The organism is Paraburkholderia monticola (assembly GCF_001580545.1).
Taxonomy (GTDB): Bacteria; Pseudomonadota; Gammaproteobacteria; order Burkholderiales; family Burkholderiaceae; genus Paraburkholderia; species Paraburkholderia monticola.
In genome coordinates this window covers 794,225-819,339 of record NZ_LRBG01000039.1, presented here as the reverse complement: position 1 = coordinate 819,339, position 25,115 = coordinate 794,225, and the positions used below count along the sequence as shown (strand labels likewise).

The 25,115-nt window shown below is 64.5% G+C and carries 20 protein-coding genes; 17 read left to right on the top strand and 3 right to left on the bottom strand.

From position 1 onward, the window contains the following. Nucleotides 1-115 precede the first annotated feature (115 nt). From CI15_RS34815 to CI15_RS34750, 14 genes are all read left to right on the top strand, one after another. Nucleotides 116-1,156 (top strand): VPS10 domain-containing protein, encoded by a 1,041-nt coding sequence (locus tag CI15_RS34815; protein ID WP_062138217.1) that lies wholly within the window; start codon nt 116-118, stop codon nt 1,154-1,156. Nucleotides 1,157-1,178: 22 nt separating this feature from the next. After that, nucleotides 1,179-2,045, top strand: coding sequence for an HpcH/HpaI aldolase family protein (locus tag CI15_RS34810; RefSeq protein WP_062138215.1), 867 nt, complete (start codon nt 1,179-1,181; stop codon nt 2,043-2,045). Between the two features lie 19 nt (nt 2,046-2,064). Next, entirely contained in the window at nt 2,065-3,054 is a 990-nt protein-coding gene (locus CI15_RS34805) for an ABC transporter substrate-binding protein (protein ID WP_062138213.1), read from the top strand. After that, the gene (locus CI15_RS34800) at nt 3,051-3,947 is read left to right on the top strand and encodes a substrate-binding domain-containing protein (RefSeq protein ID WP_062138211.1); all 897 of its coding nucleotides are present in this window, start codon (nt 3,051-3,053) and stop codon (nt 3,945-3,947) included. Before CI15_RS34805 ends, CI15_RS34800 begins: the two co-directional genes overlap by 4 nt. 76 nt (nt 3,948-4,023) lie before the next feature. Next, the gene (locus CI15_RS34795; protein WP_062138209.1) at nt 4,024-4,941 is read left to right on the top strand and encodes a VOC family protein; all 918 of its coding nucleotides are present in this window, start codon (nt 4,024-4,026) and stop codon (nt 4,939-4,941) included. Between the two features lie 55 nt (nt 4,942-4,996). After that, a complete protein-coding gene (locus CI15_RS34790; protein WP_062138207.1) occupies nt 4,997-6,025 on the top strand; it encodes an amidohydrolase family protein in 1,029 nt (342 codons plus the stop codon). A gap of 47 nt (nt 6,026-6,072) precedes the next feature. Further along, nucleotides 6,073-6,852 (top strand): SDR family oxidoreductase, encoded by a 780-nt coding sequence (locus tag CI15_RS34785; RefSeq protein ID WP_062138205.1) that lies wholly within the window; start codon nt 6,073-6,075, stop codon nt 6,850-6,852. Between the two features lie 12 nt (nt 6,853-6,864). After that, entirely contained in the window at nt 6,865-7,725 is an 861-nt protein-coding gene (locus CI15_RS34780; RefSeq protein WP_062138202.1) for a fumarylacetoacetate hydrolase family protein, read from the top strand. 56 nt (nt 7,726-7,781) lie between these two features. After that, complete coding sequence (locus CI15_RS34775) at nt 7,782-9,128, top strand: LysR family transcriptional regulator (protein ID WP_062138200.1); 1,347 nt, start codon at nt 7,782-7,784, stop codon at nt 9,126-9,128. Nucleotides 9,129-9,215: 87 nt separating this feature from the next. Beyond that, nucleotides 9,216-10,634: an MFS transporter gene (locus CI15_RS34770; RefSeq protein ID WP_062138198.1), complete on the top strand. Its 1,419-nt coding sequence runs from the start codon at nt 9,216-9,218 to the stop codon at nt 10,632-10,634. 90 nt (nt 10,635-10,724) lie between these two features. Beyond that, nucleotides 10,725-11,447, top strand: coding sequence for a maleate cis-trans isomerase family protein (locus tag CI15_RS34765; RefSeq protein ID WP_153041256.1), 723 nt, complete (start codon nt 10,725-10,727; stop codon nt 11,445-11,447). A gap of 46 nt (nt 11,448-11,493) precedes the next feature. After that, the gene (locus tag CI15_RS34760; RefSeq protein ID WP_062138194.1) at nt 11,494-12,297 is read left to right on the top strand and encodes an amidohydrolase family protein; all 804 of its coding nucleotides are present in this window, start codon (nt 11,494-11,496) and stop codon (nt 12,295-12,297) included. 75 nt (nt 12,298-12,372) lie between these two features. Then, nucleotides 12,373-13,584, top strand: a complete 1,212-nt coding sequence (locus CI15_RS34755; protein ID WP_062138192.1) for an MFS transporter — start codon at nt 12,373-12,375, stop codon at nt 13,582-13,584. A gap of 143 nt (nt 13,585-13,727) precedes the next feature. Beyond that, a complete protein-coding gene (locus tag CI15_RS34750; protein ID WP_062138190.1) occupies nt 13,728-14,858 on the top strand; it encodes a porin in 1,131 nt (376 codons plus the stop codon). 122 nt (nt 14,859-14,980) lie between these two features. Here CI15_RS34750 and phnE read toward each other — a convergent pair whose 3' ends face one another. The 3 genes from phnE to phnC are packed head-to-tail and all read right to left on the bottom strand — an operon-like array spanning nt 14,981 to nt 17,795. Next, nucleotides 14,981-15,829: a phosphonate ABC transporter, permease protein PhnE gene (gene phnE, locus CI15_RS34745; RefSeq protein WP_062138189.1), complete on the bottom strand. Its 849-nt coding sequence runs from the start codon at nt 15,827-15,829 to the stop codon at nt 14,981-14,983. Further along, nucleotides 15,826-16,803 carry a phosphonate ABC transporter substrate-binding protein gene (gene phnD, locus CI15_RS34740; protein WP_062138187.1) on the bottom strand — a complete coding sequence of 326 codons (978 nt, stop codon included), beginning with the start codon at nt 16,801-16,803 and terminating at the stop codon, nt 15,826-15,828. Before phnD ends, phnE begins: the two co-directional genes overlap by 4 nt. 59 nt (nt 16,804-16,862) lie before the next feature. Beyond that, nucleotides 16,863-17,795, bottom strand: coding sequence for a phosphonate ABC transporter ATP-binding protein (gene phnC / locus CI15_RS34735; protein ID WP_062138185.1), 933 nt, complete (start codon nt 17,793-17,795; stop codon nt 16,863-16,865). A 325-nt stretch (nt 17,796-18,120) separates the two neighbouring features. On the opposite strand from phnC, the gene CI15_RS34730 reads away from it, so the two are divergent. From CI15_RS34730 to CI15_RS34720, 3 genes are all read left to right on the top strand, one after another. Continuing rightward, a complete protein-coding gene (locus CI15_RS34730) occupies nt 18,121-19,158 on the top strand; it encodes a M14 family zinc carboxypeptidase (protein ID WP_062138184.1) in 1,038 nt (345 codons plus the stop codon). Next, on the top strand, nt 19,155-20,033 hold the full coding sequence (locus CI15_RS34725; protein WP_062138182.1) for an alpha/beta fold hydrolase: 879 nt from the start codon (nt 19,155-19,157) through the stop codon (nt 20,031-20,033). The genes CI15_RS34730 and CI15_RS34725 overlap by 4 nt, the downstream gene beginning before the upstream one ends. Before the next feature lie 198 nt (nt 20,034-20,231). Next, nucleotides 20,232-25,070, top strand: coding sequence for an NAD-glutamate dehydrogenase (locus CI15_RS34720; protein WP_062138180.1), 4,839 nt, complete (start codon nt 20,232-20,234; stop codon nt 25,068-25,070). The last annotated feature ends 45 nt before the right edge of the window (nt 25,071-25,115 follow it).

Below are 25,115 nucleotides of genomic sequence, written 5' to 3'. Positions count from 1 at the left end.
CAGATTTTGAATAACAAAGCGTAGCCGGCGGCACTTACACTGCATTCCGAACTCCTGTTGAGTGCGAGTCGGAATCACGCGGCGGCGCTCGACAATAAATTCATCCGGAGACCTTATGAAAGAGTTGATGCTGGTCGGCACGGCCGCCAATCGTCCGAATGCCATTGGTTCGATGTATCGGCTGAAGCCGGGCGGCGAGTGGGAAAAACTCAGCGATTTCCCCGACGATGCCTCCGTGCAGGCGATCACGCCGCATCCCGGTCGCCCCGACCTGTTGTTCGCGGCGACACGGAAAGGCGTGTACCGCTCGAAGGATGGCGGTGATTCCTGGTCGCGTCTGAACGTGACCGACGAGACGATCCAGTTCTGGAGCGTCGTGATTCACCCGACCCGTCCCGACACGCTGTTTGCGGCCGGCGGCCCGGTCAGCATCTATCGCAGCGACGACGGCGGCGACACCTGGCGCAAATGCAAGGCTGAGCATCCGGAGCGCTTCAAGATTTCATTCGGCGATTCGCGCGTGATGCGCATCGCGTTTCACCCGGTCAATCCCGATGTGATGTACGCGGTCGCGGAGATCAATGGTTTTCTCGTCAGCGAGGACGGCGGTGACACGTGGCGCGGCGAACCCGAAGGCCTGCTCGAACTCGCGAAACTGCCGCATCTGAAAAGCAGAATCGAAACCGACGACGACGCCGAAGGTGTGTTTGATGCGCACTCCGTCTGCACGACGAGCGCGGACCCGGACGCGTTCTTCTATATCTGCCGCCTCGGCATTTTCGAAAGCCGCGACAAGGGCAAGACCTTTCGCGATCTCGAAGTCGGCAAGTTCGCGCCGTTCTCGTATGCACGCGACTGCCGCTTCGTCTGCGACGACCCGAAGAAGATGTACGCGTGTTTCAGCATTTCGTCGCGCAGCAACGCAGGCGCGCTGTACGCGAGCGACGATCTCGGCAAGAGCTGGTACCGCGCGGACTCGCAGGTGAACCCGGCGAGCACGATGCTCGGCTTCGGCGTGCATCCGAGCGACCCGAATGGCGTGATCAGCGTCACGCGCGGCGGCCAGGTGTTCTTCACGACCGACGGCGGCAACCACTGGACCGAAAAGCCTCTTCCGCAAGGCGCCGGCGATGCGTTCTGCGCGGCGATGCTGTAAGCGAACGAAGGACCATCCCACCATGACACAAAGACTCAACGGCGTGATCCGCGCGCTGCAGACCGGACGCCGGATCGCGTTCACGTCGTTCATTCAGGCGGAAGTGGAATCGGCGGTAGCGTTCGCGCAGTCGTCGAACGATGGCGTCGTGTTCGAACTCGAGCACACGCCCTGGGACATCCGCGCGCTGCGCGAATCGATGCAGTTTCTGCTGTTGCGCGAGCGCATTGCGAAAGCGCAGTCGATTGCCTGCCAGATGACGCCGCTCGTGCGTATCCCGCCAAGCGGCAGCGAAATGAACCAGTGGTTCGCGAAGCAGGCGCTCGACCTTGGCGCGTACGGCATCGTGTGGCCGCGCATCAGCACGCCGGAGGAGGCGTACAACGCGGTCGCCGCGTGCCGTTATCCGCGTCTGAACAGCGCGCCGCTCTACGAGCCGGCCGGCTTGCGCGGCGATGCACCGATGCCTGCGGCGCGCTATTGGGGCGTGTCGCAACAGGAGTACTACCGCAAGGCCGACGTATGGCCGCTCGCGCCGGAAGGTGAGGTGCTGGTCGTGCTGATGATCGAGGACACGCGTGCGATCGAAAACCTCGAGGAGATCGTCAAGCAGGTGCCGGGCATCGGTGTGCTGCTGATCGGCGAGGGCGACCTGACGCAGGAGCTTGGGTGTCCGCGTCAATACGACAACCCGGAGTTGCTGCGCATGATGGATCACGTGCTCGAAGTCGGCAAGGCATACGACATTCCGGTCGGTCATCCGCACGTGACGAATCAGAACGTGGGTCGCGTGATCGAGCAGGGTTACCGCTTCCTGATGACCTATCCGAAGCGCGATTTTTCGGCGCTAGAGAAGGGTCTGCAACTCGCCGGCCGTTCGGCGGCTTAAGGCAACGCACGGAGAAAACATGACAGCGAAACTGTCCATCGTGCTGGGACCGCACGGCCAGGTGCGCGACCTGCGTGACGGAACCGTCGGCGTCGAGGGCTTCGGACTGGAGTTCATCGAGAAGAAGCGCATGCCCGACGCCTACCGCGAGATGGCGCGCAGCCAGCCGTACGACATCTGCGAAATGGCACCGACTTCGTATCTGATGGCGGTCGCGGCCGGTGCGCCGATCACCGCGCTCGCACTGCCGATGACGCGACGATTTCGCCATGCGGGCATGCAACGGCTGCGTTCGTCGGCGCTTCGCGGACCAAAGGATCTCGAAGGACGGCGCGTCGGCGTGCGCACCTATTCGGTCACGGCGGCCGTCTGGACGCGTGGCATTTTCGCCGACGAGTACGGCGTCGATCCCGACAAGATCACGTGGATCACGGAAGAGGAAGAGAACGTACAGAGCTTCGCGACGCCGCCGAACGTGCAGCGGCTCGCCGAAGGGCAGTCCATTGCGGAGTTGATGAAATGCGGCGAGCTCGAAGCGGCGTTCGGCGGCCTTGCGGGCGCGGGCAACGATCTCGAACACGAACTCGTCGAGATCGTCGACGACGCCGAGGCGCGCGAGCGCGACTGGTTCGAGCGCACGGGCATCTATCCGCTGCACGGCATGATCGTCGTGCGTAACGAGGTGCTCGAGCGGCATCCCACGCTGGCGACCGCGCTGTTCGATGCATTCGCGCTGGCCAAGGCGAACTACCTCGAGCGGATTCGTCGTGGCGAGGCGGACGGCGCGGAAGACAGGCGTTATCGCGAGCTATCGCAATGGGTCGGCGATCCGCTGCCGTATGGTTTCGACGAGAACGCGCCGTCGCTGGCGGCGCTGGTGCGCTACGCGCACCGTCAGCGGCTGATTCCGAACGAGCCTCCGCTGCGGGCGGTATTCCACGATCCGCGTAGCGGCGCCGCGCCCGGCAACTTACAACACGAGGCGCCCGCCACGGCGAGTCGCGCATGAAAGGGACCGAAATGACCACGCTCACCGCGATGATGGGCACATACAGGAAGACTGCGCCGCTGAAGGACGGCAGCGTCGCTTCGCCGAACCTGCGGCTCGATTTCGCCGACGTGGACACGGCGCAGAAGGCGTTCAAGGACGTCGTGCGCGGACTGAAGTTCGACGTCGCCGAGCTCGCGGTCGTCACGTTCCTGCAGGCGTACGAAGCCGGCAAGCCTTACGTGATGCTGCCGTTCGTCATGAACGGCATGTTTCACCACAAGAGCATTCTGTGCCGGGCCGACGATGATCTGAAGCCGCAAGACCTCGCCGGCAAAACGATCGCGATGCGTTCGTATCCGCAAACCACGCCGACGTGGGTGCGCGGGATTCTGTCGGACGAATACCGCGTTGAACTCGACAAGGTGCGTTGGCTCACTCAGGAAGAAGCACACGTCGCCGAGTTTCGCGACCCCGACTTCGTCACGCGTATCGATTCGACGCTGAGCCTCGAAGGCATGCTGCGCGCGGGCGAAGTCGATGCGATCATCGCGGGCGGCGCATTGTCCGGCGATCCGGGGATTCGCAGTTTGATTCCCGAGCCGAAGGAAGCGGCCGCCGCATGGTACAGCCGCACTCACGTCGTGCCGATCAATCACGTCGTAACGATTCGCAAGGAAATCGCGGAAACGCGGGCCGATCTCGTGCGCGAAGTGTTCGATATGCTGCTAAAAAGCCGCGCGGCGAGCGGCGAGCTGCCGCCCGCGAGCGGCCCGGACCTGCAGCCGGTCGGTTTCGATGCGCTGCGTCCGGCACTCGAAACGGTCATCCGGTACGCCTTCGAACAGAAGTTGATCAGGCAACGCTACAGCGTCGAAGAACTGTACGGCAACGTCGCGAAGGTTCTGACCTGACGGCGCGCGAGCGAGCCGGGCAGTCGAAGCAGAAAGCTTTAACAAGGAGACAACGGTGGCTTCACCGATCACAGGAATGTCATACGTCCGGCTCAGTGCACCGGATCTCGGCCGCATGCAGGCGTTTCTCGAAGACTTCGGGATGGTCCTCGCGCACCGCGACGCAAAGCGCCTCTATATGCGCGGTGTCGGGGACTCGCCGTTTCTTCACGTGACCGAACTCGGCGCGCCCGGCGCGATCAGCTTCGGCTACGAACTCAGCGAAGAAGCCGACCTCGGCGCGCTCGCGAAGCTGCCCGAGGCGCACGGCATCGAATCGCCGGACGTACCCGGTGGCGGTCGGCGCATCCGGCTGCGGGACCCGAACGGCTTCTGGCTCGAACTCGTGACCGGTCGCGAGCGCGTGGCGCCGCTGCCATCGCGTGTGCTGGTGCGTGGCCCTGAGGGCGAAAGCCGGTCGCTCGGTCCGGCGCGCGTGGTGCGCATCGCGCACACCGCATACGCGACGCCGAATCTCGCGGATACGATCGGCTGGTATCAGCGCACGTTCGGCCTGCTGCCGACCGACGAGTTGTTCGTCGGCGACCAAAGCAACGTGATCGGCCAGTTCAATCGCGTCGATCGCGGCGACCAGCTGGTCGATCATCACGTGATCTTTTTGCTGCGCGGGCAACGCGCCGGCATGCATCACGTGTCGTATCAGGTCGAGGGCGTCGACGACATCTTCTTCGGCTACGACCACATGACGCACCGTTCACACGATCACGTGCGCGGCATCGGCCGTCACGCGCTCGGCAGTCAGATCTTCGACTACTGGATGAGCCCGTTCGAGCAGATGCACGAGCACTGGATCTCGCACGAGAAGCTCAACGCGGCGAGCCGCTTCAATCGCATCCAGATCGGCGAGGGCATGAGCTACGACACCGGCGAAAAGCCACCCGAGCGCTTCGTCAAGCAGGCCACGCAGATCGTCGAGTGGCCGGCTGGCGCCTGACGCGCCGCGTCGCTGAACGCGTGGGCCTTCGCATCCAACAACACGGTAAATCACGATGATTATTGATTGTCATGGGCACTTCACGACAGTGCCGAAAACATTGCACGAATGGCGGCGCCGTCAGCTCGAAAACGGCGGCGGCTTTTACGGCGCACCGCTCGATATTTCCGATGACGAACTGCGTGCCGCGCTCGAAAACGGTCAACTGAAGGAACAGCGCGCGCGTGGTCTCGACCTCACGCTGTTCTCGCCGATCGCGGGGCAGATGGGCCATCACCTGGGCACGCTCGAGAACAGCATCGAATGGTCTCGCCTGAATAACGACCTGATTCACCGCGTCTGCGCGTTGTATCCGGAGAGTTTCGCGGGCGTGTGCCAGTTGCCGCAATCGCCGGGACAGGGGCTCGAAGCGTCGGCCGAGGAGCTCGAACGTTGCGTGCTGGAGCTGGGCTTCGTCGGCTGCAATCTGAACCCGGACCCGTCCGGCGGCTACTGGACCGACAAGCCGCTGACCGACCGCATCTACTACCCGCTCTACGAGAAGATGGTCGAGCTCGACGTGCCGGCGATGATTCACGTGAGCAGCTCCTGCAATCCGTGCTTCCATCACGTCGGCGCGCACTACCTGAACGGCGACACCACGGCATTCATGCAACTGCTGCTCGCGCCCCAGCTGTTCAAAGACTTTCCGACGCTGCGATTCATCATCCCGCACGGTGGCGGCGCGGTGCCGTATCACTGGGGACGCTATCGCGGTCTCGCGCAGGACATGGGCTTCGAGGCGCTGGATCAGGGTCTGCTGAACAACGTGTTCTTCGACACCTGCGTCTATCACCAGGCCGGCATCGATCTGCTGACGAAGGTGATTCCCCATCGCAACATCGTGTTTGGCTCGGAGATGATCGGCGCGGTGAAGGGCATCGACCCCAAGACCGGTCATCACTACGACGACACCGGTCGCTATATCGTCGCGACGCCGCATCTGGCCGAGCGCGACCGCCGGCAGGTTCTCGAAGGCAATGCATTGACGCTCTATCCGCGCCTGAAGGAACGCCTGGCGGCGCTGGCCGAGAAAGCTCACTGAACACGGCTCGAGGCCACCGCAATCAACGAAGTCACAGAGGACACGTCATGGATTTGGGAATCGCCGGAAAGAAAGCACTGGTTTGCGCATCGTCGCGGGGACTCGGGCTCGCGTGCGCGACGGCGCTGGCGCGCGAGGGCTGCGAGGTGACGATCAACGGCCGCCATCGCGACGCGCTGGAGACCGCCGCCGGGCAGATCGAGGCGGTGGCGGGCCGGCGGCCGCGCATCGTCGTCGCGGATCTGAACACGGAAGAGGGGCGTGCGACGCTGATCGATGCCTGCCCCGCGCCGGACATCCTGATCAACAACAACGCGGGACCGGAGCCCGGCAAGATCGGCGACTGGAGCCGCGAGGACTGGCTCGGCGCGGTCGAAGGCAACATGCTCGCGCCGATCTTCCTGATCAAGGCCTTCGTGCCCGGCATGCGCGAGCGGCGCTTCGGCCGCATCGTCAACATCACCTCGGCGATGGTCAAGTCGCCGAGCGCGACGATGGGCCTCTCCGCCGCGGTGCGCGCGGCGCTGACCGCGTTGAGCAAATCGGTGCAGCGCGATAGCGTCGTCGATAACGTGACGATCAACAACCTGCTGCCTGAGCGCTTCGACACCGACCGTCAACGCTATATGGCCGAGCGCATGGTGAAGAAGGACGGCATCACGATGGCCGAAGCGAAGCAGCGGATCGCGGCGACGATCGCCGCGAAACGCCTCGGCGATCCGATGGAATTCGGCGACGCGTGCGCATTCCTGTGCAGCGCGCAGGCCGGCTTCATCTCGGGACAGAACCTGCAACTGGATGGCGGCTCGTATGCCGGCCTCGTCTAACGGAGAAGTGAAGTGAAATATTCCAGCTTTGAAATCGACGGACGCAGCACCTACGGTGTCGTGCTCGGCGATAGCGTGATCGATCTCGGCAAGCGCTTCGGCCACGAGTACGCGGACCTGAAGGCGCTGGTCGCCGCCGGCTTTCCGCAGCACGTCGCGGCCGCGGCGTCCGTGCCTGCCGACTATGCGCTCGATCAGATTCACTTTCTGCCGCCAATCGCGGCGCCCGTGCACATCTGGTGTCTTGCGCTCAACTACGCCGAGCATCACAACGAGGTGCAGAGCGCGGGGCGAGTGCAGGAGCTGCCGAAATCGCCGGCGTTGTTCGCGCGCGCCGCGGACTCGCTGGTTGGGCACGATCAGCCGCTGCTGCATCCGGGCGTGAGCGAGCAGTTCGACTTCGAAGGCGAACTGGTCGTCGTGATCGGCAAGCCAGGTTACCGGATCGCGGCGGAGGATGCTTTCGAGCACATCGCGGGCTTTACAATCATGAACGAAGGCAGCGTGCGCGACTGGCAGTTTCACACGCGCCAGATCACGCCGGGGAAGAACTTCTACCGCAGCGGTTCGATCGGGCCGTGGATCGTGCCGCGCCGCGAAATCGAAGATGTCGATCAGTTGCGCATCCGTACGACGCTGAACGGTCAGGTGATGCAGGACGAGTCCGTCGGCGCGATGATTCACAAGATCCCGCGTTTCATCGAATACGTGTCGACGATCGCGCCGCTGTATCCGGGCGACATCCTTGCGACTGGCACGCCGAGTGGCGTCGGCTTCTCGCGCACGCCGCCGGTGTTCATGAAACCGGGCGACGTGTGCGAGATCTCGATTGATAAAATTGGCACGCTGCGAAATACGGTGGGTCGCGAATAGCGCGATGGCCCTTTCAGCCCACCCCATTGACTAGACCCAGTTGATCAGGAATGGCGATGCGACGAATCGAGACCACCGTGTCCGAGAAAGACCTGCCGAGCATCTGGCAGTTGCGTGTCTTCGAGACCGTCGCGCGCCATGAGAACGTCACGCAGGCCTCGCAGGAATTGCTGCGCTCGCAGCCGGCCACGACTTCGTGTGTCGCGGCGCTCGAAGGGATGCTCGGCGTCGCGCTGTTCGAACGCTCGCCGACCGGCACCTATCTGACGCCGGTCGGCGTCGCGGCGCTGGTTCGCACGCGCAAGATCCTGCAGTTCGCCGAAGAAGCCGCGCAACTGATGGGCAGCACGCGCAAGGTCTCGCCGCTCGCGCTGGCGAGTGGCATCACGCGCACGCAGATGCGCTGCCTGATCGCGATCGAGGAGTGCGGCTCGTTCCGTGCGGCCGCGCGAATGCTTGGCATTACCGAGGCGTCCTTGCAGCGCGCGGCACGCACGCTCGAACAGAATCTCGGCGGGCAACTGTACCGACATACGTCGGCGGGCATCAATACGACCGAGGTCGGCAGCGAGTTCGCGCGACGGCTGAAGCTCGTGTCGAGCCAGATCGCGGCGCTCGCGGAAACCGTCACTACGTACGAGTTTCCGAAGGAGCGCACCGTGACGCTCGGCGTGCTGCTGCTCGATCCGACCATCCTGATCGTCAACGCGATCCGCTCGCTGAGCGCGCAGTTTCCCGATGCGCGTGTCGTCGTGCTGAGCGGCACTTATGAAACCTTGCTCAACAAGCTGCTGCGCGGCGAGATCGACTTCATGCTGGGACTGTTGAAGCAGCCGGGCAAGGCCTTCGATTTCGTCGAGCAGCCGCTGTATCACGAGCGCTATTGCGTGGTCGCGAGCCGGGAGCATCCGCTGACGCGGAAAAATGCGATCAGCGTCGACGATCTCACGTGTTATCAGTGGGTGCTGCCACCGAAGGGCTCGCCGCGCCGCGAAGCGTACGAGCATATCTTCGCCGAGACCACACCGCCGCCGGCGAGCATCGAAACCTATTCGCTGTCGACGATCCGCATCACGCTGTACGACGCTGAGATGCTGACGGTGCTGAGCTGGACCGAGGTGCTGAGCGAACGACGCTTCGGCTTTATCGCGCCACTGCCGGTCGAGGTGCCGTGGGATGGCCCGATCGTCGGCGTTACCACGAAGCGGGATTGGCGGCCCAACGATGTGCAGGCGGCCTTTTTGCATCACCTGAAGCGCAACGCGACGGCGATTGCCGGTGACTTGATGGCGGAGCCGGAGGCGTTGGCGCTCGACGCACCTGAACCACCCGCGGCAGTTGCCCCGCCCGCGAAACCGCGGCGCCAGTCGAAGATACCCAGACGCAAAGCGGCGCGTACCTGAGCGGCAAGATCCGACGCACACCGATGAGTCGGGTTCGCGAGAATAGATTAGTCCTGCAAAGCAAAAAACCAAACGATGGAGACGACAATGTTGCAAACGAATAACGGGCGCAGCCCGTTCCAGGAGCAGACGGAACTGTCCGGCAACCAGAAGCTGCTGCTCGGGCTGGTCGGCGTCGGCAGCATGCTCGAGTTCTGGGATGCCTATCTGATCGGGTTCATCATGGCGTATCTGATCAAGCCGTGGGGCCTCACGTACGGGATGATGGGGGCGGTGCTGTTGTCGTCGGGGGCGGGGGCGATCGTCGGCGGCGTCGTGTGGGGCAGCATGGCCGATCGCTTCGGCCGCAAGCCGGTGTTCGTGCTGTCGCTGATGCTGCTCGCGGCGGCCAGCGTCGGTCTCGCGTTCACGCCGGAGCGCGGCTGGATCTATATGGCGGCGCTGCGCGTCGTGATCGGCTTCTGCACCGCCGGCTACTTCATCCAGATCGCGCTGGTCCACGAGTTCACGCCGCCGCGGCGGCGCGGCATGCTGACCGGCATCGTGTCGGCGATCACGACGGGTGGCCTGCTGCTCGGCGCCTTCAGCGGCGCTTACGTGATTCCGGCGCTCGGCTGGCGTTGGACGTTCGCGCTCGGCGCCGCGCCGGCCGTGATCGCGCTGATAGGGGCCGTGTACATCCCCGAGTCGCCGCGCTGGCTGAGCCTGCAAGGCCGCGACGCGGCCGGGCGTCGCTCGATCGCGTGGGCGCTCGGCAAGCCATCGTTCGAAGACCAGATCGACACGCCGCAACCGGTGGCATCGCGCGGCTGGTTCGAACTGCTGCGCTGCCCGCGCGCCGTGATCACGGCCACGCTGATCAACGTCGGCCTGATTGCCGGCTACTACGGCATCGTGCTGTGGGCGCCCACGCTGCTCGCGCAGATCCAGCAATTCACGCCGGCGCTCGCCGCCAAAACGATGATCGGCTTTGCCGTGCTCGGCATGCTCGCGCGTCTGTCGGCCGCGGGACTCGCGGACCGCATCGGACGCCGCAAGACCGGCGGCTGCTTCGCGATTGCGTCGGCCCTTGCACTGCTCGCGGCAGGCTATATCGGCCACGGCGATTGGTTGACGCCATCGCTGTTCTGGGCGCCCTTGCTGCTCGCATTCATCTTCGCCGATGGCAGCTTCTCGGTGTGTGCCGCCTATTCGACCGAAATCTGGCCGTCGCGATTGCGCGGCACCGGTTCGGGCTACGCGGGACTCGCGGGCTCGGTCGGCAAGATTCTCGGCCCGCTCGGCCTCGCGATGACCGCCGGTTCGAACAACGTCGTGATGCCGTCGGCGACCGTCGGCGTGATCGTGCCGGCGTTCCAGTTCCTCGCGTTGTGCCTGCTCGTCTGCGGCGTCACGTACCTGACCATCGGCATCGAAGCGCGCGGCAAGGCGCTCGAATCGATGGACCAGACCGAGGACGAAGCGCATGCCGCGAGCCACTCGCCCGAGTACAGCAAAAACGGATGACCCTGGCAGTTTTTCGATTGGGCCTGCAAAGCGTAAGCCCATAGACTGGTCCACAACCTGCAACACATAGAGCAACACAAGAGGGAATCGATGAAGACATTGCGTGTGGGGATGATCGTGCCGTCGCTGAACACGATCGCCGAAGACGACTTCCGCGCCTATTGCCCGGATGGCGTCGCGTATCACGTGCATCGCATCCGCCTGCGCAAGGAAGCGGGGCGCGTAACGATGGAAAGCCTGACCCGCGCGTACCTCGAAGCGATCGACGAAGCGGGCTACCTGAAAGACCTGTCACCCGACGCGATTGCGTTCAACTGCACGGGCGCGAGTGTCGCCAATGGTCCGGATTGCGATGCGCGACTCGCGCAACGCATGTCGGCCATGCTCGAGATTCCATCGACCAACACGATGGTCGCGATCAAGGAAGCACTGCGCGCGCTGAAGGCCGACGGCATCCTGCACGTGTGTCCGTTCAGCGACGAGTTCTCGCGCGTGGAGCGGCAATCGTTGATCGATTCGGGCTTCAATGTGGCGCGCACCGTGTCGCTCGGTTTCACCGATGCGAAAGTAGCCGCGCAAATGGAGCCAGCCGAAATCGCCGCGGTGGTGCGCAAGCAGGTGGACGGCGACACGCGCGCGGTGTTGCTGTCGTGCGCGAACGTGCGCGCATTCGAAGCCGCCGACGAGCTCGAGCGCGGGCTCGATCTGCCGGTCGTCACGAGCAATCAGGCCATGCTGTGGTCGGTGCTGAACGCGGCGGGCTGGCGCGGCGAGATTCGCGGCGCGGGCCGGCTGTTCCAGACCATGGCATGACGACACGTCATTCAAGACCTTCACGACTATCCGACGACGAACTTTCATGCCGATCGCAGACGCACAAGTCCATGCCTGGTCCAACGGTGTATCGACCGGGCACCATCGACGCACGCCGATCACCGGCGACGTCCTCAAAGCCGAAATGAAGCAGGCCGGCGTCGACCGCGCGTTGCTCGTGCCGCCGCTGTGGGACCCCGACGGCAACGCCTATGCGCTGTCGCTCGCCGAAGCGGAGCCGCAACGATTCGCGGTGATGGGCCTGCTCGACAGCCGGCTCGACAATCCGGACCGGTTGTTGAGGATGTGGCGCGAGCAGCCCAACATGCGCGGCATCCGCTTCCTGTTCAACACGAAGGAGCGCTTGCAGCCGCTCGTCGACGGCGAGCTGGATGGGCTCTGGCCGATCGCCGAGGAAACCGGCCTCGTGGTCGCGCTGCTGGTGCCGAACGCGCTCCACGTCGTCGACGGGATCGCGCGGCGTCATCCGCAACTGCGGATCATCGTCGATCATCTCGGCGTGCCGCGCGGCGCTTCGGGGCCGAGCGCGTTCGATCATCTGCCCGCGCTGCTCGCGCTCGCCGAGCACCCGAACGTGCACGTGAAGGCGGCGGGCGTCGGCGATTACGCGCTCGACCCGTATCCGTTCCGCTCGCTCGAGACGACCTTGCGCCGCGTCTTCGATGCGTTCGGCGCCGAGCGCATCGTGTGGGCTAGCGAACTGTCGAGGTTGCACCATCCGTACCGCCAGTGCGTCACGCACTTCAGCGAGACCTTGTCGTGGCTCTCGGCGACGGATCGCGAGCTGATCATGGGCGGCAATCTGTGCCGATTGCTCGAATGGGGGTGACGAGCTTAGGGCACGCACGAGTTCAATAAATGCACAACAAGTACAACAATCGGAAGATTTTTCCAGGAGACAAGCATGCTTTCCCCGGGCAGTTGGCCTTGCATCATCCTGCTGTACATCTACGGCACGGTCGCGACGTCGCTCGTTACGCAGTCGGTTCCCGTCATCGGCGACATCGCGAAGTACTTCGACCTGTCGCATGCGAGCGCGGGCTGGGTCATCTCCATTCCGTCGCTGATCACCGCGATCGCCGCCGTGTTTGGCGGCTGGCTCGTCGATCGGATCGGCGACAAGCGCGTGATTTTCGGCGGCTCGGTGTTCGCGCTGGTCGGCAATCTCGTCGTGTTCGGCTCGCATGACATCGGCACGCTGTTTTTCGGCCGATTGCTGCAAGGCGTCGGCTATCTGTCGCTGACCGTGGGCGCCGTGACACTGATCATGCGCACGACGACGGGCGCGCGGCGCAGCATCGCGCTTGGCCTGTGGACCTCGCATACGGCCGTCGGTATCGGTCTCACGCTCAGCATCGTCGCGCCGCTCGCGCAACGTGGCGAGCTGTGGCGCTGGGCGTTCGGCGGTCACGCGATTCTGATGGCGGCGCTCGCCTGCGCGGTGATCCTGCTGCCTGCCAAACAGGCGAATCTGCAAAGCCGTCGACTGTCCGATATCTGGCTCGTGCTGAGGAGCCCGCGGCCGTATCGTGTCGCGCTTGCATCGGGTGCGTCCGCGTTCATCCAGACCGGCATCATGGCCGCGCTGACCGTGTATCTGTCGCGACGCTACGGTATTCCGATTCCGGCCGCGGCCGCGGTCGGCACGCTGGCCGAAGTGTTCGTCGCATGTGGTTGCCTGAGCGTCGGCCATCTGCTGAAGGCGGGCGTGAACGGTGGGCGGCTTGCGATCGTCGGCGGCATCGTGATGCTGTGCGGCGGCGTCGCCCTGTATCTGCCGATGGTCGGGTTCATCGCGGCCATCGTCGCCGTGTGCGTGTTCTCGCTCGGTATCGGGACCGTCAATGGCTATATCTGGACGCTGGTGCCGTCGTCGTCGCCGAGCGTCGGCACGCTCGGCGCGACGAGCGGGGTGGTCGCGCAGGCCACCTATCTCGGCGTGCTGCTCGGACCGCCGGCGATCTTCGCGAGCTTCTACGACGGCGGCTGGATGGTGCGCATCGGGCTCGTCGTGATCGCGGTCGTGCTGCAGCTCGCGCCAATTCTCGGCTGGGGGCGCCCGGAAAATCTCGAAGACCACCGGCACGGTCCGGTCGAAGCGCTCGGACCGAACTGACTCGACTCGATTCAAGGCCATGCGCGAACGGCGCCGCAGGTCGCCGCTCGCGGGCCGTCGCACAGCAACATGATGAAGGATCCACAGCTTCTAAACACAATGGGCAGTTCATAACAATTAGCGGAACTAATGAAGGAGACATCATGAAGGTTTGGCGGTTGGCAAGAAAATCGGCTATGTGCGCGGCAATGAGCGCGGTGGGGATCGGTTGCGCACATGCTCAGAGCAGCGTCACGCTGTACGGCATCATTTCGACCGGCATCGAATACGTGAGCAACGTGAAGGGCTCGAATCTGTTCGCGCTTGCCAACGGCGGCATGATGCCGCCGCGCTTCGGTCTGCGCGGCGACGAAGACCTCGGAGGCGGCACGCACGCGATCTTCACGCTCGAAAACGGCTTCTCGATCACCAATGGTGCGATGCTCGGCGGGATGTTCGGCCGGCAGGCATTCGTCGGCCTTAGCAATCAGCGCTACGGTACGGTGACGATGGGCCGTCAATATGAAGAAATGACCAACAGCCTGTGGTGGGCCGAGGCCGCCAATATCTTCGCGGGCTTCGGCGCGCATATCGGCGACAACGACAACATGTTCTTCACGAACCGCTTCAACAACTCGGTGCGCTACGTGTCGCCGACGTTCTCGGGGTTCACGTTCGCGGGCAGCTACGCGTTCTCGAACTCGACGCAGTTCTCGAACAACAACGGCTTCAGCGGCAGCGCGGTCTACGCGAATGGACCGTTGAAGGCGGGCGTGGCGTTCACGCAGTTCAACCGGCGCAGCAACGCGACGCCGTCGAATCTGACGAGCGGCGCGGTCGACAGCACCGGTTGGGGCTTCAGCTCACCGTTCGTCGTGAGCCCGACCGGCGCAGGCACCGACCAGCAACGCATCCTCGGTGCCGGCGTGACCTACGATTTCGGTTTCGTCAACGTGCTCGCGAGCTACTCGAACGTGTTGTTCAACTACTCGGATACGTCGGGATTGCGCTTGCAGAACGGTGAACTCGGTGTCTGGAAGCGCTTCACGCCGGCATTCCAGGTCGGTGTGTCGTATGTCTATACGGCCGGAGATTATTCCGGCGGCCGCTCGCCGCACTACAACCAGGTGACGCTCGCAACCGACTACCTGCTGTCGAAGCGCACCGACCTGTTCCTCACCGGCATCTATCAGCGCGCGAGTGGGCCGGGCGCGTTTGCGCAGATCTATACGACGACCGCTTCGAGCGGTCAGTCGCAAACGCTGGTGCAGGCAGGCATCCGGCATCGGTTCTGACGTTCTGCGCGACGACTTGATTGCGTGGCTGGTGGTTTGACTTTCAGGCACGCGGAGCGCTGTCGCCTTCGCGTGCTTCGCCCGTGATGATTCGGTACTTCGGTGCCGTGCGACCGCTTTGGTCAGGTCACCCGCTCACGCAGCCACGCCGACCCGAGATCGATCACCGTCACGACGACGATCACCATGATCATCACCGCTGCCGTTTGCGCATAGTTGAACGAGCGGATCGCTTCGTACAGCACGACGCCGATCCCGCCCGCACCGACCATGCCGACCACCATCGCCGAGCGCACGTTCGATTCGAAACGATACAGCGCGTACGAGATCCACAGCGGCAGCACTTGCGGCAGCACCGCATAGACGATTTCGTCGATGCGGGTCGCGCCCGTCGCGCGCACGCCCTCGGCCGGGCGCGGATCGATCGCCTCGACCGCTTCGGCGAACAGCTTCGCGAGCACGCCCGTCGTATGCACCCACAACGCGAGCACGCCGGCGAACGGTCCGAGCCCGACCGCGACGATGAACAGCATCGCGAAGACCATTTCGTTGATCGCCCGGCATGCGTCCATCAGACGGCGCATCGGTTGCACGATCCACTGCGGCGCGAGATTGTGCGAGGACATCAGGCCGCACGGCACCGCGCAGACGAGTGACAGCGCGGTACCCCAGACCGCAACCGACAGCGTCACGTACATCTCGTGCACGTAACTGCGCCACTCGCTGAAGTCGGGCGGGAAGAAATCTTTCGCGAACTGACCCATGTTCGCGGAGTCGCTGAGCAGATCGAGCGGTCGCATGTCGGCGCCGTGCCAAGCGCCGCCGAGCACCGCGAGCACCGCGATCCAGCCGAGCAGCGACCACCAGCTGCGCTTGCCGGCTTGCTGTTTCGCTTGCTCGGCCAGCGCGTCCCGCGCCGCGCGCGCTTCGTTCGCGCGGTTCGGCGACGTGATCAGATCGGCCGTGTTCATTGCTTCGACTGTGCGTTGCTGAGCGCGCTCAGTTTGGCGTCGAGCGCGGCCAGTTGCGTCTTCCGGTCGTTATCGGACAGGTGCGTGTCGCTCTCGATCTTCTGCTTCTGCTGGTACAGGACGATCTCGCGAATCGGCAGCAGTTGTTGATCCGACGACGCCTCGAAGCCGCTGTACTCGGTGATGCCGGCCATCACCGCCTTTTCGTGCGGATCGGTCTTCGCGTAGTTCAGGAAGAACTTGCGCAGCTTGTCCTTCGTCGCCTGCGGCAGATCCTTGCGCCATACCAGCGGGTCCGACGGAATCAGCGGCGAGGTCCACAGCACGCGCACCTGCGCAAACTTGTCCGGATGTTCGCGCTTGAGCGTTTCCATCATCATGCTGTTGTTGGTCGCGATGTCGATCTTGTTGTTGACGACGGCCAGCAGATTCGCCTCGTGGCTCGACGGCAGCACGCTCTTGAACGACGTATTGACCGGCGTGTTGTGCTTCGCGAACAGGTAGTAGCCCGGCACCAGCGTGCCCGACGTCGAGTTCGGATCGCCGAAGCCGAGCGTCACGTCCTTCGTATTCTTGAACACGTCGTCGAGCGTCTTGAAGCGGCTGTTCACGTTCGTGATCAGCAGCGAGTAGTAGCCGCTGTCGCCGTTCGAGTGCTGTGCCTTCGCAAACACTTCGCCATCCGAACGGTCGACGGCCTCGATCGCCGACGCGTTGCCGAAATAGCCGACCTGCACCTTGTTAAAGCGCATGCCTTCGATGATGCCGGCGTAATCGGTCGCGAAGAATGCCTTCACGTTCAGGCCGGTCTGCTTCTTCATGTCCTCGATCAGCGGTTCCCAGCGTTGCTTGAGCACCGCCGACGAATCGGTCGAGATGATGCCGAGGTTGAGGTCTTCGGCGTGGGCCGCGGCGACACAGGCGAAGGCGGCAGCGCCGGCCGCGAGTGTGATCAGGGAGCGCAGGAATTTCATCGGTTGAGATCCGGTTGGGTGGGCGGAAAATTGGAAAGCGCGCGACTGCGCGGGCGGGTTCAGTTCGACGGCGCGATGCTCACTGCGAACGCACGGCGTGCGGCCGCGCGGCCGGTGTCCGCCCGCGCGGGCGCGGCGGCGTCGGTTGCGTCGGGCGTGTCGGGTGTGTCGGGTGTGTCGCGGGTTTCGTCCGCGTCGTGCGCCGCTTCGTCGAGCAACTCGCGCGCGTCATCGCCGTAGAGCTTCTTCAGCAGCGCCGGCGTCAGCGCACTGGAGGGGCCGTCGTAGACCACCTTGCCGCGACGCAGTGCGATCGTGCGCGGGCAGTACTGCATCGCGAAGTCGACCTGATGCAGCGAGACCAGCACCGTGATCCGATGCTCGATGTTCAGTGCGCGCAGCATGTCCATTACGCGGCGCGACGATTCGGGATCGAGTGAGGCGATCGGCTCGTCGGCGAGCACGATTTGCGCACGCTGCACGAGCGCCCGTGCGAGCGCGGCGCGTTGCTGCTGACCGCCCGACAGGTTCGCGGCGCGCTCGCGCGCATGGTCGCCGATCCCGACCTCGCGCAGCGCGGTCATCGACAACGTGCGTTCCGCACGCGGGAAGCGGCCGGTGAGACGCCGCCACCACGGCAGGCGCGCGAGCGCGCCGATCAGCACGTTGGTTTCGACCGACAGCCGGTTCACCAGATTGAACTGCTGGAACACGAAGCCGATATCGCGGCGAATGCTGCGCACTTCGCGCACGATGCGGCCGTTCTGCTGGATCGGCCGGCCGAGAATTTCGATCTGGGACGGCTGTGCGTCCGAGGCGGTAAAGCCCGCGATATGCCGCAGCAACGTCGACTTACCCGAGCCCGATGCGCCGATCAGCGCGACCATTTCACCGGGCGCGACGCGCAGATCGATTTCGTCGAGCGCTTTGCGGCCGTTGCCAAACGTTTTGCTCAAACGTTCGATTCGAATTGCTTCACGGATCGCTTCCATCTCTATTTCCTCGCTGCATCCGGACACTGCCGGCATGTGTGGGCTCATTCTAGAAAGCGACTGTGACGGTTGAGTGAAGGCATCGCAACGTCTAGACGACTACATCTTTGTAGCGTGACCTTTATCGTTGAGTCATGTGTCGTCAGGATGGCAAAACAAAGTCAGTGTGAAGTCAGCTGGGAGTCAGTGATTCGAACGGTAAGTGACATCTGTATGACATGATTGATGGGTAGCCACGCGCGCTCGCGCGCGCTGACACAGAGCCAGGCTATAGTGCGGGTTTTCCGGCCGTCCTTAATAATCCCGACACTGCGCTCACGCCGTCATGCCGACTCCTTTGAGCTTTCTTCCGGACAGCTTTGACGAATATGAAGATCTGAAGTCGATACTCGACCAGGGCAGCGCGAGCTTCGAAATTCGCGCGGTCTGCGAGACCACGGTGCGCGGCCGGCACTTTTCCGTCTACACCGCGAGCATCGGCTCATCCGATCCGCTCGCGCCGGCCATCGGCTTTTTCGGGGGCATTCACGGGCTCGAGCGAATCGGCTCGCAACTGGTGCTCGACTATATGCGCGCGTTGCTCGCGCGGCTCGAGTGGGACGAATTGCTGGTGCGGCAATTGCAATCCATCCGGTTGATCTTTCTACCGATCGCCAACCCCGGCGGGATGTGGGCATCCACGCGCGCGAATCCACGCGGTGTCGACCTGATGCGCAACGCGCCGCAAAACGCCGACGCGCGCGTGCCGCTGCTGGCGGGTGGCCAGCGTGTCGGCGCGTGGTTGCCCTGGTATCGCGGCCGCGCGGGCGAGCCGATGGAACCCGAGGCGGCCGCGCTGCTGCAAGTGGTCGAAGCGCAGCTCGCCGCGCGGCCGCTGAGCATCGCGCTCGATTGCCATTCCGGCTACGGCTGGAGCGACAGCATCTGGTTTCCGTACGCGCGAACCCGCAAGCAGATGCCGCATCTGCCCGAAATGTACGTGTTGAAGAGTATGTTCGAACACGCGCATCCTCACCACGGCTACACGTTCGAGCCGCAAAGCCACCAGTATCTGCTGCACGGCGATCTATGGGACTACGCGTACGACCGCACGCCGGCGCCGAACATCTTCCTGCCGATGACGCTCGAACTCGGCTCGTGGCTGTGGATCAAGAAGAACCCGCGTCAGTTGTTTTCGCGCCAGGGCATGTTCAATCCGGTCATGGCACATCGCACCGCGCGCGTGCTGCGGCGCCATGCGAACCTGTTCGACTTTCTCGCGCGCGCGGCGTTTTCGTCGCAGCGCTGGCTGCCGCAAGGCAACCAGCGCGAGCAGTTGCTGCAAAGCGCGCTCGACCATTGGTACAGGCCGGATAGCGTATGAGCACGTGGATCCTGCTGCGCGGACTCACCCGCGAAACGCGGCATTGGGGGCGTCTGCCGGCTGTGTTGCGCGAAACCCTGGACCAGGCCTCGGGCGACAGCTTGGGCGAAGCAGGGGCAACCTCAACCGCGACGGCTGCAAGCTCGACGGGCGTGCGCGTGCTGCTGCTCGATCTGCTCGGCAACGGCGAGTTCGTCCAGCGACGCGCGCCCGCGAGCGTCGCCGGCATGGTGGCATGCATGCGCGAGGCGGCGCTGGAAACGGGCGTACCGAGCCCGTACAACGTGCTCGCGATGTCGCTCGGCGGCATGGTCGCGACCGACTGGGCGCAGCGCCATCCCGGCGAAATCGAACGGCTCGTGCTGATCAATACGAGCATGCGGCCATTCAGCCGCGCGCACGAACGGCTGCGGCCGTCGGCGTGGCCGGGCCTGCTCGGCGTCGCCGCGCATTGGAGCGATGCGGCCGATGCCGAGAGCGGCATCCATCGGCTCACCTGTAATACCGTCGACACATTGGAAGCGGACCTGGCGGCCTGGACCGCGATCCGCCGCAGCGCACCGGTGAGCCGTGCGAATGCGCTGCGGCAATTGTGGGCCGCGGCGCGCTTCAGCGCGGCGGCTGCCGCGCCGAGTTGTGCGGTGCTGATTCTGTCGTCGCGGGCCGATGGGCTGGTGAACCCGGTCTGTTCGGCGAAGCTCGCGACGGCGTGGGGCGCGCCGCATCGCGAGCATCCGTGGGCCGGCCATGACCTGCCGCACGACGATCCCGCCTGGACCGCCGCGCAGATAGGCGGCTGGCTCGCGCGGCGCGATGAGCAGAAAGATGAGGCCGCGCCGGCAACGGCATCCGCGCTGACCAGGCCCGCGCGTTGAGCCGCGCACGGCATTGCCGCGCCGCAGCGACGCAACGCTTTTCAGCGCCGCTTTCGGGCATCCCCGACGACCCGTCAGCGGGTATTACCTGACGACGCGAATCGGCCCCATCGTGCGCGGCAGGCGCATAATCTCTAGTCAGACGTTGCCTGCGAATCACACGAAACTCACCGTTGCCGTCAGCCAGGGGAGTCGATCATGCAAGCAAAGAACGAAGAAGCCGTCACGCACCTGCTCAATGATGTCGTCGAATTTGCGCGGGGGCGATTGCCGGAGCCGACCTTCAATATCGTCGAACCCTTCCTGCGGCACTACTACGATTTCGTCGATGCGGGCGATCTGCAAAGCCGCTCGATCGCCGATCTGTACGGCGCGGCGCTCGCCCACTGGCAGACCGCGCAGCGCTTCGTGCCGGGTGAGCAGCGGCTGCGCGTCTATAACCCGATCCTCGAACAGCATGGCTGGCATTCCGATCACACCGTGATCGAGATCGTCAACGACGACATGCCGTTCCTCGTCGACTCGGTCTCGATGACGGTCAACCGGCATCGGCTCGCGCTGCATTCGGTCGTGCATCCGGTGTTTCGCATCTGGCGCGCGACGGACGGCAGCATCGCGCGCGTGAGCCAGGGCGCCGAAGAGGCGGGCGACACGCGCTCGCATCTGACATCGTGCATCCATTTCGAGGTCGATCGTTGTGGCGATGCCGCAAAACTCGACGCGTTGCGCGACGACATCGCGCACGTGCTCGGCGACGTGCGCGCGGCGGTCGAGGACTGGCCGAAGATCGTCGAACGCGCGAAGCAGACGATTCAGGATATGAAGGCGCGCGAGACCGGACCCGAGGCCGTCGAAGCGCGCGCGTTCGTCGAATGGATGGTGGCCGATCATTTCACGTTCCTCGGCCAGCGCGACTACGAACTGGTGCAGCAGGACGGTGGCTACGGTTTGCGGGCAGTGCCGGGCTCCGGCCTCGGCATTCTGCGCGATGCGCTGCGGCCGCCCGGCGCGGCGGAAGTGACTCCGTTGCCGCAGGCGGCCGCGGACATCATCACCGGCTCGTCGCCGATCTTTCTGACCAAGGCCAACTCGCGCGCCACGGTGCATCGGCCCGGCTATCTCGACTATGTCGGCATCAAGCTGAGCGGCGCGGATGGCAAGGTGACGGGCGAGAGGCGCTTCATCGGCCTGTATACGTCGACCGCTTATTTCGTGTCGTCCGCGGAAATTCCGATCGTGCGGCGCAAATGCGCGAATATCGTCAAACGGGCCGGATTCCTGCCGAAAGGTCATCTCGCGAAGTCGCTGGTGACGGTGCTCGAAACCTACCCGCGCGACGAGTTGTTCCAGGCCGACGAGGACCAGCTCTACGACACCGCACTCGGCGTGCTGCGTTTGCAGGAACATCAGCGCACGCGGCTGTTCGCGCGGCGCGATCGCTTCGATCGTTTCGTGTCCTGCCTCGTGTTCGTGTCGCGCGACAAGTACAACACCGATTTGCGGCAACGGATCGCGAACCTGCTCGCCGACGCGTTCAATGGCGAGAACGTCGAATTCACGCCGCTGCTGTCGGAGTCGACGCTCGCGCGGATTCATTTCGTCGTCCACGCCAAGCCGGGCGGCATGCCCGAAGTCGACACGCGCGAGCTCGAAGCGCGCCTCGTGCAGGTCGCGCGCCGCTGGCAGGACGATCTGGCCGACGCGTTGCTCGACGCGTATGGCGAAGAGCAAGGCAACCGCTTGCTGCAGCACTATGGCGATTCGTTCCCGGCCGGCTATCGCGACGACTATCCGGCGCGCACGGCGGTGCGCGATATCGAGCTGATCGAGCGCGTGCAGGGCACCGAGGGGCTGGCGATGAACCTGTACCGGCCGATCGAATCGGGACCGCGCGCGTTCCGCTTCAAGGTCTATCGCGCGGGCTTGCCGATCGCGCTGTCGCGCAGCCTGCCGATGCTCGAACATCTGGGCGTGCGCGTCGATGAAGAGCGGCCTTACCTGATCGAAGCGCTGGGCGCGATGCCCGCGTGGATCCACGACTTCGGCCTCGAACTCGCGGACGATGCCGAGTTCGACATCGAGCGAGTGAAGGATCTGTTCGAGCAGGCGTTCGAGCAGGTGTGGACCGGCGCGATCGAAAGCGACGACTTCAATCGTCTCGTGTTGCGTGCGCAGCTGAATGCGCGCGAGGTGACGATTCTGCGCGCGTACGCGAAGTACTTGCGGCAGGTCGGTTCGACATTCAGCGACGCGTATATCGAGCGCGCGGTGACCGGCAATCCGGCGATCGCGCGCATGCTCGTCGAGCTGTTCATCGCGCGCTTCGATCCGGCGCTCGGCAACGCGCGCGACGCTCGCGTCGAACGTTGCCTCGCGACGATCGACGGCGCGCTCGACCAGGTGCCGAATCTCGACGAAGACCGCATCCTGCGGCAGTTTCTCGGCGTCATCAAGGCGACCAAGCGGACCAACTACTACCGCTATGACGCTCAGGGCAAGCCGAAGCCCTACCTGTCTTTCAAGTTCGATCCCGCCCAGGTGCCCGGCTTGCCCGAGCCGAAACCGATGTTCGAGATCTGGGTCTATTCGCCGCGCGTCGAGGGCGTTCATCTGCGCGGCGGGCGCGTCGCGCGCGGCGGCTTGCGCTGGTCGGATCGGCGCGAGGATTTCCGCACGGAAGTGCTCGGCCTGATGAAGGCGCAGATGGTGAAGAACGTCGTGATCGTGCCGGTCGGCTCGAAGGGCGGCTTCGTCGTCAAGAATCCGCCGCCGCCGAGCGATCGCGATGTGTGGCTGCGCGAAGGCGTCGCGTGCTATCAGACCTTCCTGCGCGGCTTGCTCGATGTGACCGACAATCTCGCGGGCACGGAAGTCGTGCCGCCGCCGGACGTGGTCCGCCACGATCCCGACGACCCGTATCTGGTCGTCGCCGCCGACAAGGGCACGGCCACGTTCTCCGACTACGCGAACGCGATCTCGCAGGAATACGGCTTCTGGCTCGACGACGCGTTCGCGTCGGGCGGCTCGGTCGGCTACGACCACAAGAAGATGGGCATCACCGCGCGCGGCGCCTGGGAGTCGGTCAAACGACACTTCCGCGAAATGGGCGTCGACACGCAGAGCGAGGACTTCACGGTGGTCGGTGTCGGCGACATGTCGGGCGACGTGTTCGGCAACGGCATGCTGCTCTCGCCGCATATCAAGTTGCTCGCCGCGTTCGATCACCGGCATATCTTTCTCGATCCGAATCCCGATCCCGCCGCGAGCATGGCGGAGCGCGCGCGCCTTTTCATGCTCGACCGCTCGAGCTGGGCCGATTACGATCCGTCGCTGATCTCGGCGGGCGGCGGCGTGTTCCCGCGCAGCGCGAAGACGATTCCGCTGTCGCCGGCGGTGCAGGCGACGCTCGGCATCAGCGCGGCGGCGCTCTCGCCGGCCGAGTTGATGCGCGTGATTCTGCAGGCACCGGTCGATCTGCTTTATAACGGCGGCATCGGCACCTACGTGAAGGCGAGCCGCGAGACCAATCAGCAGGCCGGCGACCGCGCGAACGACGCGATTCGCGTGAACGGCGCGGATCTGCGTTGCAAGGTCGTGGCGGAGGGCGGCAATCTCGGCTTGACGCAACTCGGGCGCATCGAGTTCGCGCAGCGTGGCGGCCGCATCAATACCGATGCGATCGACAACTCCGCGGGTGTCGATTGTTCGGATCACGAAGTCAACATCAAGATTCTGCTCGGCCTCGTCGTCGCCGATGGCGAGATGACGGAGAAGCAACGCAATGCGTTGCTGGCCGAGATGACCGATGAAGTCGGTCTGCTCGTGCTGACGGACAACTACTATCAGACCCAGGCTTTGTCGATCGCGGGCCGTTACGGCGTGGAGCTGTTCGATGCCGAAACGCGTTTGATGCGCTATCTGGAGAAGGCGGGGCGGCTCAATCGCGTGATCGAGTTTCTGCCCACCGACGAAGACATCGCCGAGCGCACCGCCGCGAAGCAGGGCCTCACGACACCCGAGCGCGCGGTGCTGCTCGCCTACAGCAAGATGTGGCTGTACGACGCGTTGCTCGAGTCGTCGATGCCGGAAGACCCGCTCGTCAGCGACATGTTGATCGAGTACTTTCCGAAGCCGCTGCGACAGCGTTTCCGCGAACCGATGCAGCGCCATCCGCTGCGCCGCGAAATCCTCGCGACGTATCTGACCAATGCGCTCGTGAATCGCGTCGGCTGCGAGTTCGTGCATCGGCTGATGGAGGAGACCGATGCGCATCCCGGCGACATCGTGCGTGCGTGCATCATGGCGCGCGACGTGTTCGATCTCGATCAGATCTGGCGCAGCATCGACGCGCTCGACAATCGCGTTCCCGACGACGTGCAGGCACGCATGTTCGCCGAAGTCGCGCGGCTCGTCGAACGCTCGGCGCTGTGGTTCCTGCGGCATCTGCATTCGGGCGGGGTGGGCGACGACGTGAGCGGCCTGCTCGCGCGCTGTCGCGATGCCGCTCAGCGGCTCGCGCCGCAATGGCCGGCGCTGTTGCCTGGCGCCGATCTCGAAGCGTTGTCGGAGCGGCAGCGCGTGTTCGTCGATGCGGGCGTCGATAGCGAACTCGCGGTGCGTATCGCGAGCGGCGAGGTGTCGGCCGCGCTGCTCGATATCGCCGAAGTCGCGTCGACGTGCGGGCGCAATCTCGAACAGGTCGCGGGCGTGTACTTCGCGCTCGGCACGCTGCTGAACTACAGCTGGATCAGCGAGCGTGCGGCCTCGCTGCCGGCACCGACGCATTGGGACATGCTCGCGCGGGCGTCGGCGCTCGCCGAGCTCGCACGGCTCAAGCGCGCGCTGACCACCAGCGCGCTGGCCGGCGCGACCGATGCGTCGTCGCCCGAGTCGCTCGTGCAAACCTGGCACGACAAACGCGCGGCGCAACTCGAGCGTTATACGCGCCTGCTGACCGATTTGCGCGCGACGGGCGGCGCGAGTCTGTCGGTGCTGCTGGTGGTGGTGCGGGAGATGGCGGCGCTCGAGAGGGCGTGAGTGACGCGAATGGTGTAAAGGGCGCCTGGCGAACCGGCTTTGCAG